Raw genomic sequence first — 17,705 nt, forward strand, 5'->3', positions numbered from 1 at the left:
AACGAGGTTTAACTCCTCGCTTTTTTTATTTCTAATTTTTAATTTTTATCGTCAAATCCAATTTCATTGATTGCTGCATTTAACATTTTAGATGCTATTGGACCTGCTGTTCTTACTCCGTAAGAATTATCGTCTTCTAGTATTACAGCTATTGCAAATTTTGGATTTTTGAATGGTGCCGCTGCAACAAACCAAGCATGTGTACTTGTTTTGTCTTTTATTTCAGCTGTACCTGATTTTGCTATTACAGATGTAGAAACATTTAAAGTTTCATAACTCTCAGCCGTTGTTCTCAAATAGTCTTTTAATATTTCCATATCTTTTTTTGAACCAACTTCTGACAACTGTTCAGGTTTTGTTTGTTTTATAACTTTTCCATCGCAATCAATGACTTGATTAACCAAATAAGGTTTCAACATAATACCATCATTTGCAACAGCACTCATTGCCATAGCCATATTAAGTGGTGTCACCAGAGTTTCCCCTTGCCCAAATGACGTAGTTGCAATATCTGCATTACTTTTCGTCTTCATATAACCATTGACACTTGGGGCTACCGGCAAATCAAACGGGATTTTCTTTCCAATCATAAAATTTTGTGCATTTTCAGTTAGAATTTTATTTCCCAATTTTACACCTTGTGAGGCGAAGTAAACGTTGGATGATTTTTCGAGAGCTTTTCTCAAATCAGTCTCTCCGAAGACGGAGCCATTATTATTTGAAATCGTGTATTTGTTAAATTCTATTGTTCCAGTATTATCTTCTACAATCTTATCGACCTTATCTTTATTGTTCAATATCGCAGTGGCAGTGATAATTTTAAATACAGAACCTGGCGTGTACATACCCTGAGTAGAACGATTCAAAAGTGGTGATGATTCTTTATTCAACAAATCTTGCCATTGTGAAGATACTTCATTTGGGTTATAAGATGGATATGTTGCCATAACATACACTTCACCGGTTTTTGGATTCATCATAACTACAGAGCCTTTTTTGCCTTCAAGTAAATTATAGGCTAGTTTTTGTAACTTGGAATTTGTTGTCAACACAAGATCGTTGCCCTTATTTTTTGAACTGACAATATTGCGCAGTTGTGACAAAGGAGTATCTTTGTTTACGTTAAGTAATTCCTTCATATATGATTTTTCCAATCCAGCAGTACCGTAAGTTTTAGAATTGTAACCTGTTATAGCGGCGTAAATATTAGCATAATCAAAAAATCTATAATTTTTTCCTGATTGGTCTTTTTTTGTTTCAACGAGTACATTTTTGTCTCTGTCATAAATGGTGCCACGTTCTAGTTTATTTTCATCAACCCATAATCTTTTATTGTACTCATTATTTGCAATTTTATCTGCTTTTACTATTTGAAAATATGTCAAATACAAAACCAAAAGCACAAATAACGTCATCAGAAAAGACAACACAAATATTATTCTTTTGTTCATATTACTTTGCATAGCTATCTTCTCCTTGATCTGTCGAACAGAATTGCAATATAGCAAGACAAATAAATGACATCGCCATAGAAGTTCCACCGTAACTTACAAAAGGAATTGTTATTCCTGTCAATGGCACAAGTTTCATAACGCCACCGAACATCACCAAGCCTTGAATTGCAAATATAACGGAAATTCCCAATGCAACGATTTTGTAGAATTTATTTGATTGGTACAAAGAAATTTTCATTCCCCTGTAAATCAAAATCAAAAATAGCATAATAACTCCCATTCCAGTGAAAGTTCCCATTTCTTCACAAATAGCAGCAAAAATAAAATCACTCGTAACGACTGGTACAACATCAGGTCTTCCAAGTCCCAATCCGGTTCCGAAAAATCCTCCACTTGCTATCGCAAACAAAGCTTGCGTGATTTGATAGCCTATTCCATCGATGTTTTTCCATGGATTAAGCCAAGTCGATACTCTGATTCTAATGTGAGAAAACAACATATACGCCGCCACAGCTCCGACAATTGCTATTACCAAATTCAACAAAATTAATTTTATATCTTCGTGATTTACAATTTGATAAACCAAAAATAATCCATAAAAAATCATCGCTGTTCCCAAATCTTTTTGCAAGAAGAACATACCGATAAAAAAGTAAACAATTATCATCAAAAAATATCTTTTAACTAATGGAAGATACCTCTTGTATTTTTGTATGGATTTTATTTTAATTCTATCTAATAAATCTGTATTGTAATCATAACTTGCCAAGAAAAACACGTACAAAATTTTAGTTATTTCCGAAGGTTGAAAACCAATACCAAAAATATTTACCCAGTTTCTCGCTCCGTATTTATCCCTTGCCAATAATAAAGTCATCAAAAACATTATTACACATCCTATCAAATAAATAGATGTGAATTTGTACCATTTATTATAGCTTTTTAGGACAAAAAACGTCCCGAAAAACATAAATATACCAATTGTAAACCACATAATTTGTTTTAAACCTTCATGTGGATTTAGTCGGTAAATCATTATAATTCCAATACTAAAAAGCATACACGCTATTTGTAATATATAACCGTCGCCTTTTGTAATCTTTGTAACGAATTTATTGGCTACAAACATCAAAATTGTCGCGAACAAAAAATAAATGAACGCCTTTTGATTCAAACCCTTCTCATTTGAACCTAACGCTAGGAAAAACCCCAAAAAATTGAACAACAAAATCAAATAAACCGGCTTTATCATTCTTTTATTAACACGCATCGGCTTTAAATTATTAATAAATTCCACAAACCTGTTTTTCTTTTTTGTTCTACTTTGCATCTTTTTCACCATTTACAAACATAAATTCTATTTGTCCAATGTCAATCAAGTCTTTGTCGTTGAGCTTTGTAGAGTGAATCAACTTATTTCCATTCAAAAAAGTTCCATTCGCTGAGTTCAAATCTTCAATATAGTAGCAGTTCCTTTCCTTGTAAATACGCGCATGTCTCTTAGATATAAATCTATCTTTAAGTGATATTTGATTGCTTTCATCTCTACCTATAGTCGCAGTTCTTCCTATAAAATAATGCTCTTGTATTTTAAAAGGTAAATTTTCTTTTCTATTAATCAATTTCAAATATGTATTTGAATTATATGTCATATTATTCGTTCCTTTAATATCAAGATAAATCATCTTAATAATATTAAAAATAAAATAATATATTATTATTACAAACAAGTATTTGAAAAACATAGAAATCAAATTATATAATTTTAAATTCGGAGTAATTTGTATAGAAAAGAATGCATCCAATATATCAATAATATATTTCATTGATCATCATCCTCTCTTAATTTATCCTAATATAATATACCACATTTAACGGTCATATTTGAACGACAAAGTTACAATTTGTCAAAATTAATCTTCAAAAATCACAGAATCGTCAGTAAATTTTTTGATTCTTGCCAATGATTCTATTATATATCCTTGTTTTCTGAGATTTTCTCCACCATTTTGAAAAACTTTTTCTATTAAGATTCCAATCCCCTCAACAGTTGCATTTGCTTGTTGGCAGATATCTATCAAACCTTCGAGAGCCTTCCCATTTGCCAAGAAATCGTCTATCAGTAAAACATTGTCATTTTCGTCTAAATATTCTTTTTGGACCAACACTTCGTAGCTTCTGTTTTTTGTAAAACTAAACACTTCAGTTCTGTAGCAATTCTCTCCTAAAGTTTTCGAACTGGTTTTCTTTGCAAATACAACCGGACAATTAAATCTTAATCCACACGCATAGGCAATTGCTATTCCACTAACTTCTATTGTAAGAATTTTATTGATTTTCTTATCTTTAAATTTTTCGTAAAATTCATTTGCTAAGTCTTCAAATAAAACAGGGTCAATCATATGGTTGATAAATCTATCAACTTTTAAAATATTTCCCGGTAATACTTTGCCGTCTTTCAAAATTCTTTCTTCAAGTTTTCTCATTTTTTTCTCCTAGATTTTAATATAGTATATTATACATACAATAACAAAAAATCTCAATATTTGAAATATTAAAAAATCACTTATCCCTACCTCTCGGAATAAGTGATTTCTATTATTTTACATTCATCATTTTTTCTTTTGCAATTTTTTCTATCGCTGAAACTTTTTCAACGGCATTTTCTTTTGTGTTAGCAACAGAATAAATATATAATTTTATTTTTGGCTCCGTTCCAGAAGGTCGTAAAGCATACCAAGAGCCATCATCATAATAATACTTCAAAACATTTGATTTTGGTGTTGAATATTTTTTGAAATCAATCTCATAATCTTTTGTTTCGATTAATTTTATGTTTTCTATTTGTGCGATAGGATTTTTTCTAAATTCCTCCATTATTCTGGAAATTTTTTGTTGTCCATCTAGTCCTTCCATTACCACTGATGTCAATGAGTTTTCATGATAGCCAAATTCTTCATACAAGTCATTCAAAACGTCTATCAATGTTTTGCCAAGTTTTTTGTAGTAAGCTAACATTTCTGAAATCATCATAGAAGAACTTACAGCGTCTTTATCTCTTACAAACGTTCCATAAGAATAACCTATGCTTTCTTCATATCCAAACACCCAGGATTTTTCGCCAGTTTTTTCGTATTCATTTGCCTTGCCACATACATTTTTGAAACCAGTCAAAGTTTCAATCATATCAACATTGTATTTGTTTGCAATTCTCGTGGACAAATCTCCCGTAACGATTGATTTTACAACTACTGGATTTTGTGGCAAATCGTGTTTTTCAAATCTTTGACTCAGAATATAATTTGTCAACAAAGCTCCTATTTTATTTCCATCTAAAAATACATATTCTCCATTGTGAAGCACTTCTACTGCTGTTCTGTCGGCGTCAGGGTCTGTGGCTAATAATAAATCAGCGCCTACTTCTTTTCCAAGATTAATTGCGTATTCAAATGCTTCAGGATTTTCCGGATTTGGATAAGGTACAGTTGTAAAATTGCTATCTGGATTTTCTTGTTCCTTGACTACATATACATTTTTGAATCCTCGTACATCTAAAATATGTCTGACAAATTTATTTCCAGTCCCGTTTAATGGAGTGTAAACAATTTTGACATTTTTATCGATGTTATCGTCATTAATTGTAAGGCTTAAAACATCTTCAAAATAATCTTTGTCCAAATTTTCTCCAAAATATTCTATTTTCCCTTCATTAAGTAATTTTTCAAAATCTCCTATTTTGACTTCTGTGAAGCTTTCTATTTTGCTCAAATTATTTAAAATCTCATCAGCTTTATCTTCTAAAATTTGACTTCCTTCTTCCCAATAGGCTTTGTATCCGTTGTATTCTTTTGGGTTGTGTGAAGCTGTAATCATAATTCCAGAAATGCAATTAAATTTTCTAATTGAATAAGACAAAAGTGGTGTTGGTCTGATATCGTCTGACAAATAAACTTTGATTCCATTTGACGCCAATACATTTGCAGAAATTTCTGCAAATTCTTTAGAAAATTTTCTGACGTCATAGCTTATCGTAACCCCTCTTTGCATAGCTTTTTCACCGTAATTTTTTATTGTGTCAGCTAATGCTTGTGTGGTTTTCATAATATTGTATTTGTTCATTCTGTTGGTACCAGCTCCTATTTTCCCTCTCAAACCAGCTGTGCCAAACTCCAATGATTTGTAAAATCTATCTTTAATTTCTTCATCATTGTTTTTAATAGATTCTAATTCTTTTTTAGTTTCTTCGTCGTAAGAATCGTCATTTAACCATTCATTGTACACTTTTAAATAATCCATACTATCCTCCTAATAAAAACTCAAATTTTTCAAACTTTTAATAATATCTCTTTTTTAATCGTAAATTATTTCTCATCACAAGTTGCAAAATTTTATTTTGCAAACATCGTTTCAAAAATCGTTTAATTCAAACTTGTGTTTTTTTAATTTTTACATACAAATAGAATATACCCCGCTTTTTCTTTTATCAATCAAAACAACATTTCCGTGTTGTTCTAAAACTATCGAGCCGCCTTCAAAAATTTTGCTACATTTTTTGTATCCTGCAAAATACTCATTCAAATCAAATTCAAACTCGTCAGCAGAATTTATGAAAACCAACAAATAGCCTCCCTTATTTTTTATGCTGAAGCAAATGCAAAAGTCATTTACATCGTAAAATTTGACTCTGTCTCTGATTTCATTTGCATCTACAATTTCAAATTCACTATGACTTTTCCTAAACTCTATCAGTGATTTCACATAATGATATATCTCAATATTTTTATCTTTTAGTCTCCAATCAACTGCGTTTACAGATAGAGGCAAATTATAAGTGTTTTTATTCAATGATTTATTTCTGAAAAATTCATTGCCGCAATGAAAAAAAGGAATGCCCAGACTGAGCAAGATAAAATCAAAACACAACTTCGTCGATGTTTTGGTGTCAACATTTGTGAGTACGAGCTTATCCTCAAGAATCAAATTATCGTGAGAATTAAAATAATTTATCGTTTCGTCTGCATTCTTGCAAAATCCTTTATGATTGTCATCATAATCAACAGACCCGCAAATTCCAGTTTCAAGTTCATTCTTGTAAACTTCACCTTGCACAAATCCATTTACCATTCCATCGTTGTCGCCTTTTATAGCATCTCTGAAAAAAGGATTAAAAAAAGCAAATTGTTTGCCTTTTTGTTTGCCAAAAGTAGTTTCTGAACTTTTGTCTAACACTGATTTTTCTGCCATCCATGGTTCACCGTAAATTATTGTGTTTTCGTTGTTTTCTCTCAATCTCGCTACAATTTCATCAACTGTTTGACTGTCAATTAATTTCATCAAATCAAATCGGAATCCATCAATATGATACTCTTTTTGATAAAACAACAAGCTTTCCACAATAAAATCTCTTACAAACTCGTCTTCTGTATTTAATTCGCTTCCAACTCCAGAGCCGTTTGAGAAATTCCCACAATTATCGCGTCTGTAAAATTTTTTATAAATCAAATTAAATGGATGGTCATTATTCCTGTAAGTGTGATTGTATACCACATCCATTATGACTCCTATTCCATTTTCGTGAAGTTTTTGAACCATTTTCTTAAATTCAAAAATTCTGTTTTTCGGATTTTCCGGAATTGTTGAATAGCTTCCTTCAATGCAGTTGAAATTTTCAGGATTATATCCCCAATTGTAATTATCGTCGTCAAATTTTCTAGCACATCTTTCATCAACGCCTACAAAATCAAAAACCGGCATTAATTGAACGTGTGTTATCCCTAAATCGAGTAAGTGGCTTATTCCAGAAACACAATTTTCATCGCATAAACCGAGAAATTTCCCTCTGAAATTATTTTGAACTCCACTTGAAATATGAGAAGTATAATCATTTACAGATAATTCATAAATTATCGCTTCATTTATTTTTTTAGTAAAATAATTTTCGCCACAAAATCCCTGTGGATTTGTAGAACCCATATCTATTACACACGATTTTAAACTATTGACAGAGCAGGCTTTGCAAAATGGGTCTAGGATTTGAAATTTATTGTCAACTTCGTATTTATAATACACGCAATCCAAATCTCCGTCAATTTTTCTCGTGAAAAATCCATCTTCATCTTTTTCCATTTCAAAAGACTTGTATCTAACATCATCATAATTATCGTACAATAAAACTTTCATATCAGAAACATCAGGTGCATATATTTTAAATAATGTAAAATCCTTAAAATAATTAAATCCTAAATCGTACATTAAAATCTCCTAATCACGTCGGTTTTTTTGATTTATTCCAAATCCCTTTGAAACTTCGATATTATTTAAGGCTAATTTATCCCACAACTTTTTATCCAAATAAGCATATTGAATATTTTCATTGACTTCTATGTAGTTATCCAATGATTTGAGCACATTAAAACTGTCGTTGTATTTTATAATCAAATGATAAATCTCATAGAAGTCATTCATCAATTCAACATCATTCAATCTGAATAGGTTGTCAATAATAAATTTAACAGAACTTAATTGACGAAAGTCGAGGCCAATATTAGAATTGTTTTCGTCAAATTTGAAAATACCAATATCATCAATTTTGTGCTCAAAACTATGAAAAATATTCGAATTGCTAGTCAATAAAATTGACCCGTTGTACATAAATGCGTAAGGATAAGTGTTTGATATGTCAAAATTTTTAAAAGGAATGTAATTATAAACATCACAAGCCTTTGTAAGCTTTACAACATCATCAATAATAATATTTTCCAAGAATATTAATTTTATTTTTTCTTGAATGTATTTATCCCCATTTATTTTGTTGGCTAATTTGTTGTAAAACGTGATTGCCTTTTTGCAAATCAAATAATCAAAAGAGCTTATTCCACTCATAAAAAAAGTTGAGTCTACATATTTGTAATTCAGATTTTCTTTTAACTTTAAATAAACATACAAGCAGTAGAAAATGTACATAAGTTGCCTTTTCCCCTCGTGGAAATTACTCAACATCATATTGAAAATGCTTTTTGTGTTTATGTCTGTCAATTTGTACTTGTCTAAAATAATTTTTTTGTAATCTAATTTTTTCTGGTATATGTTTTCTAAATCGAAATCATTGCTGAATAAATAGTCGTTAAACCAGTACTTATTAACATTTATTTTTTTCACGAAGTTTTCCGTCATATTGATGTAGTTGTTTTTAACAAGATATTTTTTGTGACTTTCTGAACCCACTATTATTTTTTCGGCGATAAATGCAATTAAATTAAAACTGTTTAACTGATTGCCGTCAATAATTTCTTTGTATCCATCATCTATTGCAGTTTTATTTACTTTATCGACGACAAATTTTATGTCATTTTCAATTTCATACACATAATCCAAATCCAAAAAATCAAATGATTCCTTATGTACATTTACATTGTAATAACAAAAAACTTTTTTAGCTTTTGAAATCGCGCGTCTAAAATCAAATCCCATACTGATTAATTTTTTTATGAATTTGATGCTCACAATAGCGACATTTGTTTCTATCAAATTTATATTAATGTGTTCTTCTATGTTGTTAACATTGTTATAAATTCTCATTTCATCATCAAATATGTCCTCAATTATAGAATCTGCCAAGAATTTTTGCTGCATATAGTACAATTTTCTCGCAAATTCATTTACTTTTGGCACATATAAAAAATCACAAATCGAGTTTATTTTATTTTTTTCGGCAAAAAAATCGTCAAATTTTCCTTTAATAAAGTTGTTGTATTCAATTTTAGCTGTAACTTCAGGCTCAAATACTCTAATATAATTAGTATTTTCTGATAAGTATGGAATATCATAAATTTGCGAAAAAACAACTTCTTTGCCAATCTTAACTTTGTATTTGTTCAACCTTTTGAAAACAACATTCATCAACTCTTCATCAAAAAAAGTTTCGATTTGGTGAGAATCTATTATTTGTTGCTTGAATTGAGCATTTTTATAAAACAGTGAGTACAACTTGCAAAACTTTCCCTTATTTGATATTTCCTCGAACTTATCCATTGAAAATCTGCCTATAATACCCTGTCCTAAACGAAGATTGTTTTCCATATTGACAACTTTGTCGTATCTATCTTTTAGGATGTTTTTTAACATATCTTTTAATCCAAGTTTCTCAATATAATCTAAGTACAAATTTTCGCACACTATTTCAAAAGTTACGATGTATTCTCTCTTTTCCTTTGTATCAGTTTTTGTTTCTTCGTATGATATTATATCTTTTATCGTTTCATTCAGTGCAATTCTTAGTTCGTAATCACTTGCGTTTTGAAAATCAACCATTGAGTTATAAGACAATTTGTTGTCTATAATTTTTTTTAGTTGATTTTCGGTAAGTGAAATCATAAAATTATCTCCTTGTACAGTTTGATATATTCTGAAGCGGATTTTTCCCAATCATTTTTTGAGTTCATTGCGTTTTTTTGAATTATTTTAAAATCTTCTTTGTAATAAAAAGATATTGCTCGTCTCAACGTATACAAAAAATCATGGGCATTTATGTTTGTAAAAGAAAATCCGTTTCCTTCTTTTGTGAACTCATTGTAGGATTGTACAGTGTCTTTAAGTCCGCCTGTCTCTCTGACAATTGGAAGTGTTGCATAGCGCATAGCTATCAATTGCGATATTCCGCAAGGCTCATAGATAGACGGCATCATTAAGAAATCAGCTCCGGCATATATTTTATGCGATTCTTCATTGTTGTAGTAAATATTTGCTTTTAGTTTGTCTGGAAATTTCCACTCAAAATATCTGAACATTTCTTCGTAAGAATAATCCCCTGTTCCTAAAATTATTACTTGCACTTGCTCTGTTGTCAAAAACTCATCCATAATATATCGCACAAGTTCTAATCCTTTGTTTTCCACCAACCTCGTCACCATTGCAAATATCGGTACATCTTTTTCTTCTAGTCCGTACATTCTTTGAATGGCTCTTTTGTCTTGGAATTTATTTTTAATTGATTTTAATTCATAATTTCTTGCTATTAATTTGTCGGTTTTTGGATTCCAAATAGTTGTGTCAATGCCATTTGTTATTCCAGATATTTTGTATTTATATTTATTTATTATCCCATCTAATCCTTCACCGAAAAACGAATATAGAATTTCATCCGCATAAGTTTTGGACACAGTTGTGACGGCATCGCTAAACACGATTGCACCTTTCATAAAATTGATTGCATCATAATATTTTAGTCCGTCTTCGGAAAAATACACTGGTGATAAATCGGTTTGCTTCAACGAATTGGAACTGAAAATTCCTTGGTATTTTAAATTGTGAATAGTGAATACTGTCTTTATTGATTCGTAAAAAGGGTCTCCTTTTGAAAAATCTTTCACATAAATATTGACCATCGCTGTGTGCCAATCATTACTGTGAATAACATCACAACGAAAATCAATGTATCTGATTAATTGTACACACGCTTTTGAAAAAAACACAAATCTCTCACAATCGTCATCTTCGCCATATATATTGTCGCGACAGAAATAATCTTCGTTATGTAAAAAATAAAATTCTACATCACGATGAACATATTTATATACACCACAATAGTGATGACTGAAATCTAAATCCACATAAAAGCTGCCTTCAAACTTGAACTTTTCGCGATATTTCAAATCAATTGTTTTGTATAAAGGAATTACAACCTTGACATCATGTCCTTGTTTTTTCATTTCCAAAGGCAATGTTCCCGCAACATCAGCGAGTCCTCCCGTTTTTATGAAAGGATCCGCCTCTGCTGCACAATATAATATTTTCATAATTTACCTCTACTTATCTTCTAGCACTGCGTATTTTTTTAACTCATAAGGATAGTTTGGATTTCCAACTACCGTAACATTTTCTTTTATTACTACGCCTTTATCCGAAATAGTGTTGACTACTACAGCATTTTTTTTAATTATCGACCTCTCAAAAATCACCGAATTTTTTACTATTGCGCTTTCTTCAATCTCAACTCCTCTAAATATTATGGAATTTTCTACTTTTCCATTTATTTTAACCCCATTGGCAATTAGGGAGTTTTTTACACAAGCAGATTCTCCGTACAAAGCAGAAGGCTCGTCTTTCGATTTTGTGAGTAGCAATCCATTTTTGAAAAATACATTCTTATAAAATTCAAAATTCAGCAATTTCAAATTGGAATTGTAAAATTGCGTCAAATTTCTTATTACTTCAACGTATCCATCTACCATATAAACGCCAACTTTTAATTTATCCAAATTGGAAATTATGATATCGATAAGTTCATTTGAGCTCGAATTTTTTAAAGAATCATGAACCAATTCTAGGAACACTGTTTTTTTCATATAGCCAATATTCGTCATCATATAAAACTCATCATCTATTCCTTGATTGGTTCCGATGCTCATCAAATTCCCGTCGTCGTCTAAATTCAATCTTGTCTCGCCAACAAAAAGCCCGGTAGCATTCGTCATTTTTTTGCAAAATAACAAAATATCTAAATTTTCTTCCGTAAATCTTTTATGTGATTCAGTAAAGTCTTCTCTGAAAATCACCATTGGGTCACAGAAATACAAATCCTCTTCGCTGCTTCTCAAATAAAAATCTCGTGTTTCATTGTAAGCAAAAATTTCTTTTCCAGCATTTTCGAAAGTAGGAGGAAAAATAACCAGACCATTTCTTCGGCGATTTAACTCATAACTTTCGCCATTTCCCAAATGGTCCAATGTTGAACGCATAATTTTACCGCCGTATAATACAACATTCGAAAATTCATTATTTGCAAAATTACTCAAAGCTATGTCGATAATTCTGTATCTAGCTCCATAAGGCAGCATATATTCTGGTCTAGAATCTGTCAAATATCCAAAATTTTTCCCGCTTTTACCACCATATATAATTCCAATACAATTTTGCATAATATCCTCCTAACATTCTTCTATTCCATCTTCACTGACCAAAAATATCTTATCTGAATCAGGTTGACCAATCACCTGATTTTCTTCTATAGTCATCGATTCTGCTACAACACAGTTGTACAACTTTGCTCCCTTTTTAATTACAGTGTCACTCAAAATTACAGAATTGTGAATCTCAGCATCTTTTTCCACGGTAATCGAAGAAAACAATACAGAATTATTGACATTCCCATAAATAATACAATTTTCATTGATTAAAGATTTTTTCACATCTGCACATTCACTCACATAATGTGGTGGAAGATTTCTGTTTTTAGTGTAAATTCTCCAAGTCGTATCGTACAAATCCAATTTATTGTCCGGATTTAGCAAATCCAAATTTGCTTGCCAATAGCTTCTAACGGTTCCAACATCTTTCCAATATCCATCAAATTTCCAAGCGTAAACATTTAAACCGTCATTGATAATTTTAGGAATTATATTCATACCAAAATCGTGCTTAGAATTTTTGTCTTCATTATCTTCTATCAAATATTTTTTTAATGTATGCCAATTAAAAATATAAATTCCCATAGATGCGAGATTGCTTTTTGGAGTATTTGGTTTTTCTTCAAACTCGATAATTTTTCCGTCCTCATCCGTATTCATAATTCCAAATCTACTCGCTTCATTCCAATCAACTTCCATAACAGCTATTGTGAGTTCGCTGTTTTTTTCTTTGTGATAATTCAAAATTTTATTGTAATCCATCTTATAAATATGGTCACCTGATAGAATAAGTACGTATTCGCAATCCAACTCGTCAATATAATTCATATTTTCATATATTGAATTAGCTGTTCCTTCGTACCAATTCCCGCCGATTTCGGTAGCAAAAGGAGACAAAATTCTTAATCCTCCAGAGTTCCTCGACAAATCCCAACTTGAACCATTACCAAGATGAGAATTTAACTTAAATGGTTTGTATTGTGTCAATATACCGACATCTCTTATATCTGAATTAGCCGCATTGCTCAATGCAAAATCAATAATTCTGTATTTACCGCCGAAAGAAACTGCCGGCTTAGCAACATTTTTTGTCAAGGCTTTTAGTCTTGACCCCTGACCTCCTGCCAAAAGCATAGCCACTACTCTATTTCTAGCCTTCATAACTCCTCCTATTTTTTCTTAATTTCCATAAATTTGTTCAGTTTTAAAAACATAGCAGAAAATGGTTCGATATCAACATCAATCGAGTATGCCCTGCCATTATGCGAGATTTGTTTCGCGTAGCAGGGTTTGTTTCTAGTTAAATTTCCAGAATATTTTGTCATCGAAGAATTAAAAACCACTGAGTACAGAGCAAATTCATCGACTCCCACTGGATATTTTTCTCTTTTTACCGGTGTAAAATTAAAAATGCAAATTATTTTTTCATTTTTTGAATTAATTCTCTCGAAAACTATCAAAGATTCGTTTGAATTATTTACATCTTCCCATTGAAACCCACTGTAAGTCGTATCCAATTCGTAAAATTCATCATTGCTTAGATAAAATTTATTCAAATCCTTCATAAAATTTTGAAATTTTTGATGTTTTTCGTAATTCAAAACTTCCCACGTTATTTCTTTGTATTCATTCCACTCGTCAAACTGAGCTATATCATTTCCCATAAACAATAGTTTTTTCCCAGGATGCGCATACATAAATGAATATAATAATTTTATTTGTGAAAATTTATCATCGTAACTTCCTGGCATTTTACCAACCATCGAATTTTTCATATGAACCACTTCGTCGTGGCTAAATGGCAAAATGTAATTCTCATTAAAAGCGTACATTAAAGAAAAAGTTAGTAAATCATGGTGATATTTTCTAAAAATAGGATCCGTTTTCATATATTTGATTATGTCATTCATCCAGCCCATATTCCATTTAAAATCGAACCCCAATCCATTTTCTTGTACTGACTTTGTAACATTTGGCCAAGATGTTGATTCTTCTGCCACTGTTATTACTCCGGGACAATCATTTTTTATTGTTTGATTTAATTTTTTTATAAATTTAATGGCTTCCTTATTTTCATATCCTCCGTCTTCATTTACAATATTTCTTCCTGAAAAATTTAAGTGAAGCATATATGATACGGCATCAACCCTTATTCCGTCTAAGTGAAAATATTTAATCCAAAATAAAGCCGAGGATATCAAAAAATTTACAACTTCATTTTTTGAATAATCAAAATTCAACGTTCCCCATTGTTCATTTTCCGAAAGATAGCTGTCGGATTTCTCATAAACTTCACTTCCATCAAATTTTCTAAGTCCAAAATCATCCTTGCAAAAATGTGCTGGCACCCAATCCATGATAACCCCGATATTATTATGATGTAATACATCAATCAAGTGCATTAAATCTTTTGGACAGCCAAATCGAGATGTAGCTGCAAAAAATCCAGTCAACTGATATCCCCACGAACCGTCAAAAGGATGTTCCATCAACGGCATAAATTCAACGTGGGTGTAGTTCATTTTTTTGAGATAATCTACCAATTCATCTGCTAATTGAAAATAAGAAAGATAATTTTCGCCGTGTTTTCTCCAAGAAGAAAGATTTATCTCGTAAATAACCATAGGGCTGTGGAATTTGTCAGTTTTATTTCTCTTTTTTAACCAATTTTCGTCGCTCCATTGGTAACCTTCAATATCGTAAACTTTGCTCGCTGTTTTAGGCCTCAATTCGCTATGAAAGGCAAACGGATCTGCTTTGTACAGTATTTCATTTTTTTGACTTACGATTCGATACTTATAAGATTCAAATATCTTAACTTCTCTGACACATATTTCCCAAATCTGCCCGTCATCTATTCTTTTCATCGGAAGTGAAAAATCGTCCCAATTATTAAAATCTCCTACTAGATTTACATATTTTGCATTCGGTGCCCACACCGAAAATTTTGTGTACATACCATATTCATCATAGAAAATATGTGAACCTAAAAATTTATACAAATTTTTATTATTTCCCTCGTGAAATAAGTAAATATCCATTTGTCCATTATTCTGATAGAAAAAATCACTCATTTAAGCTCCTATTTCCATTAAATTATCAGAACAAAACTACTCTCCTATAATCATATTTATAGTCATAATTTTATTCTTCAAATCCAAAATTTCATTGTTTAGTTGATTGTATTCTTCTGAGTTTAAGTTTTTATTATCAAACAGCTCTTTTTTATTGTATAAACTATCAATTTTTTCTTTGATTTTAGCCAATTCACAACATAAATCATTGTTTTGTCGATTTAAAACCATTTCTGTTTCTATATCGTAATTTCCCGATTCAAATTCCTCAGTAGAGTAAATTTCTGGAATAACTGTCCTTATGTTGTATTTTTTTTCTAGTAGATTAGATAAGCTCTCCGCTCCATCAGATTCACCATGTGTTATGAAAATTTTTTTAGGCTTCGTAGTCATTTTATCCACAAAATCTATCAACATTTTTTGGTCTGCGTGACCAGAAAATCCACCGAGATTATATATTTCTGCATTTACTTTGATGACTTCTCCAAATAATTTTACCTCATCTATTCCATCTAATAAAATTCTTCCAAGGGAACCCTCTGCTTGATATCCAACAAAAACTACGGCATTTTTTTCATCCCATAAATTGTGTTTTAAGTGATGCCTTACTCTACCAGCAGTTGCCATACCACTAGAAGAAATTATTACTCTAGGAAACTTAACACTGTTGAGCATTTTTGACTCATCAACATTTTTTACATAATGGAGGTTTTCAAATTCGAATACATTGTCTCCACTCGAAATATAATCTTTCGCCTGTTGATTGAATAAGTCAGTGTTTTTCATAAAAGCTTTTGTAGCTTCCAAAGCCATTGGACTGTCTACATAAATAGGGACTTTCTTTTCATAAATATTTTTGATTTTATGGTCGTAATAACTATTTAATTCATAAATTATTTCCTGTGTCCTTCCGACAGCAAAACTCGGAATAATAACTGTTCCTCCTCTGGATGAAACTTTCTCAATGATATTTATTAATTCTTCCACGCTTTCTCTGTAGGGCTGATGAATTTGATTACCATAAGTTGACTCAATTACTAAATAATCACAACCAGATAAAGTCGGTGGAGAATTTAATATAGGATTGTTTGATGTTCCTAAATCTCCTGAAAATATAATTTTAGTTGAATGTCCATTTTCATTTATGAATACTTCTATACTTGATGAACCCAGCATATGAGAAGCATCTTTAAATATCACTTTTATGTCATCATTCACTTCAACGACTTCATCATAATAATTTGACTTAAATAATGTAATACAACTCATCGCATCTATCGTCGTGTATAACGGAGTTAACAATTCTCTCCCAGACCTCTGTCTTTTTTTATTTTCCCATTCAACATCACTTTCTTGAATTTTTGCACTATCTATTAGCATTATTTCTGCCAAATCTTTAGTCGCTTTTGTACAATAGATTGGCTTTCTAAAACCCTTCTTATATAACAGTGGGATTCTTCCTGTGTGGTCTATATGAGAATGAGTCAACAACAAAAATTCAACACCGTCAAAATCAATTTCATCTCTATTTTTTTGTTCCAATTCCTTACTGCCTTGAAACAATCCGCAATCAACCATAAATTTGTGATTTTCTGTCTCGACGCAATAACAAGAACCAGTTACTTCTTTTGCTGCTCCTAAAAATTTAATTTTCATCTTCTCACCTCTAGTAATTTATACCCAAATAAAAATAAGATAGTAAAATATCCGCAAACTTTAATTTGCGGATACTAGAAATTAATTTTTCTTTTTCTTTCTTTTTTCTTCAAGATTTTTGGCAATCAAATTGTCCAATACTAAGTCATAGCCTTGTGCTCCATTTTGCAATGACCTATTAACTCTACTGATTGTAGCTGTAGAAGCGCCAGTGTCTTTTTCAATTTCACTGTAAGTTTTTCTAATTTTAAGTAATTTTGCAACTTCTAATCTCTGTGAAATTGAATGAAGCTCTCTGATTGTACAAACGTCTTCAAAAAAACGTCGCATTTCGTCCTTGCCATTTAACATCAAAATAGCTTCAAAAAATTCGTCCAATGTTTTTTCTTTAATAGTTATTTCCGTCATTCCCTTACTCCTTATAGTTTTTTAGGTAACCTTTACCCATTAATAAAAATAATATACTACATTCATTAATTTAAGTATACACGCTTTTTCGAACTAAAGCAAACAATTTTTAAAAATAAAGTTTTAAATCATTAATAATACGAAAATTCAAACTGAGATACAAAATTTGAATTTTATATTACTTTATATACCCAAAAATGTTTTAATTT

Annotated in this window: 13 protein-coding genes; all 13 read right to left on the reverse strand. The window is 30.9% G+C overall.

Annotated features, from left to right (window positions below; all coding sequences use genetic code 11):
- Nucleotides 1–38 precede the first annotated feature (38 nt).
- Nucleotides 39–1,463, reverse strand: a complete 1,425-nt coding sequence (locus Q0X02_RS05240) for a penicillin-binding protein 2 (RefSeq protein ID WP_297812602.1) — start codon at nt 1,461–1,463, stop codon at nt 39–41.
- Nucleotides 1,453–2,784 carry an FtsW/RodA/SpoVE family cell cycle protein gene (locus Q0X02_RS05245; protein ID WP_297812604.1) on the reverse strand — a complete coding sequence of 444 codons (1,332 nt, stop codon included), beginning with the start codon at nt 2,782–2,784 and terminating at the stop codon, nt 1,453–1,455. The genes Q0X02_RS05240 and Q0X02_RS05245 overlap by 11 nt, the downstream gene beginning before the upstream one ends.
- A complete protein-coding gene (locus tag Q0X02_RS05250; RefSeq protein WP_297812607.1) occupies nt 2,774–3,280 on the reverse strand; it encodes an FHA domain-containing protein in 507 nt (168 codons plus the stop codon). The genes Q0X02_RS05245 and Q0X02_RS05250 overlap by 11 nt, the downstream gene beginning before the upstream one ends.
- Before the next feature lie 87 nt (nt 3,281–3,367).
- Entirely contained in the window at nt 3,368–3,940 is a 573-nt protein-coding gene (locus Q0X02_RS05255) for a xanthine phosphoribosyltransferase (RefSeq protein WP_297812610.1), read from the reverse strand.
- Nucleotides 3,941–4,052: 112 nt separating this feature from the next.
- Entirely contained in the window at nt 4,053–5,750 is a 1,698-nt protein-coding gene (locus tag Q0X02_RS05260; RefSeq protein WP_297812613.1) for a phospho-sugar mutase, read from the reverse strand.
- A gap of 150 nt (nt 5,751–5,900) precedes the next feature.
- The gene (gene pulA, locus Q0X02_RS05265) at nt 5,901–7,706 is read right to left on the reverse strand and encodes a type I pullulanase (RefSeq protein WP_297812616.1); all 1,806 of its coding nucleotides are present in this window, start codon (nt 7,704–7,706) and stop codon (nt 5,901–5,903) included.
- 9 nt (nt 7,707–7,715) lie between these two features.
- Entirely contained in the window at nt 7,716–9,827 is a 2,112-nt protein-coding gene (locus Q0X02_RS05270) for a glycogen/starch/alpha-glucan phosphorylase (protein ID WP_297812618.1), read from the reverse strand.
- Nucleotides 9,824–11,248, reverse strand: coding sequence for a glycogen synthase GlgA (gene glgA, locus Q0X02_RS05275; protein WP_297812621.1), 1,425 nt, complete (start codon nt 11,246–11,248; stop codon nt 9,824–9,826). Before glgA ends, Q0X02_RS05270 begins: the two co-directional genes overlap by 4 nt.
- A 9-nt stretch (nt 11,249–11,257) precedes the next feature.
- The gene (gene glgD / locus Q0X02_RS05280) at nt 11,258–12,370 is read right to left on the reverse strand and encodes a glucose-1-phosphate adenylyltransferase subunit GlgD (RefSeq protein ID WP_297812624.1); all 1,113 of its coding nucleotides are present in this window, start codon (nt 12,368–12,370) and stop codon (nt 11,258–11,260) included.
- 9 nt (nt 12,371–12,379) lie between these two features.
- The gene (locus Q0X02_RS05285) at nt 12,380–13,519 is read right to left on the reverse strand and encodes a glucose-1-phosphate adenylyltransferase (RefSeq protein ID WP_297812627.1); all 1,140 of its coding nucleotides are present in this window, start codon (nt 13,517–13,519) and stop codon (nt 12,380–12,382) included.
- A gap of 8 nt (nt 13,520–13,527) precedes the next feature.
- Nucleotides 13,528–15,432: a 1,4-alpha-glucan branching protein GlgB gene (gene glgB, locus Q0X02_RS05290; RefSeq protein WP_297812630.1), complete on the reverse strand. Its 1,905-nt coding sequence runs from the start codon at nt 15,430–15,432 to the stop codon at nt 13,528–13,530.
- 36 nt (nt 15,433–15,468) lie between these two features.
- Entirely contained in the window at nt 15,469–17,088 is a 1,620-nt protein-coding gene (locus tag Q0X02_RS05295) for an MBL fold metallo-hydrolase RNA specificity domain-containing protein (protein WP_297812633.1), read from the reverse strand.
- 81 nt (nt 17,089–17,169) lie between these two features.
- A complete protein-coding gene (locus Q0X02_RS05300; RefSeq protein ID WP_297812636.1) occupies nt 17,170–17,496 on the reverse strand; it encodes a YerC/YecD family TrpR-related protein in 327 nt (108 codons plus the stop codon).
- Between the last annotated feature and the right edge of the window lie 209 nt (nt 17,497–17,705).

The organism is uncultured Finegoldia sp. (assembly GCF_947252345.1).
In the GTDB taxonomy this organism is placed as follows: domain Bacteria; phylum Bacillota; class Clostridia; order Tissierellales; family Peptoniphilaceae; genus Finegoldia.

Coding starts and splice junctions, on each gene's coding strand:
- Q0X02_RS05240 (WP_297812602.1), bottom strand. CDS start 1,463: ATGCAAAGTAATATGAACAAAAGAATAATATTTGTGTTGTCTTTTCTG.
- Q0X02_RS05245 (WP_297812604.1), bottom strand. CDS start 2,784: ATGCAAAGTAGAACAAAAAAGAAAAACAGGTTTGTGGAATTTATTAAT.
- Q0X02_RS05250 (WP_297812607.1), bottom strand. CDS start 3,280: ATGAAATATATTATTGATATATTGGATGCATTCTTTTCTATACAAATT.
- Q0X02_RS05255 (WP_297812610.1), bottom strand. CDS start 3,940: ATGAGAAAACTTGAAGAAAGAATTTTGAAAGACGGCAAAGTATTACCG.
- Q0X02_RS05260 (WP_297812613.1), bottom strand. CDS start 5,750: ATGGATTATTTAAAAGTGTACAATGAATGGTTAAATGACGATTCTTAC.
- pulA (WP_297812616.1), bottom strand. CDS start 7,706: ATGTACGATTTAGGATTTAATTATTTTAAGGATTTTACATTATTTAAA.
- Q0X02_RS05270 (WP_297812618.1), bottom strand. CDS start 9,827: ATGATTTCACTTACCGAAAATCAACTAAAAAAAATTATAGACAACAAA.
- glgA (WP_297812621.1), bottom strand. CDS start 11,248: ATGAAAATATTATATTGTGCAGCAGAGGCGGATCCTTTCATAAAAACG.
- glgD (WP_297812624.1), bottom strand. CDS start 12,370: ATGCAAAATTGTATTGGAATTATATATGGTGGTAAAAGCGGGAAAAAT.
- Q0X02_RS05285 (WP_297812627.1), bottom strand. CDS start 13,519: ATGAAGGCTAGAAATAGAGTAGTGGCTATGCTTTTGGCAGGAGGTCAG.
- glgB (WP_297812630.1), bottom strand. CDS start 15,432: ATGAGTGATTTTTTCTATCAGAATAATGGACAAATGGATATTTACTTA.
- Q0X02_RS05295 (WP_297812633.1), bottom strand. CDS start 17,088: ATGAAAATTAAATTTTTAGGAGCAGCAAAAGAAGTAACTGGTTCTTGT.
- Q0X02_RS05300 (WP_297812636.1), bottom strand. CDS start 17,496: ATGACGGAAATAACTATTAAAGAAAAAACATTGGACGAATTTTTTGAA.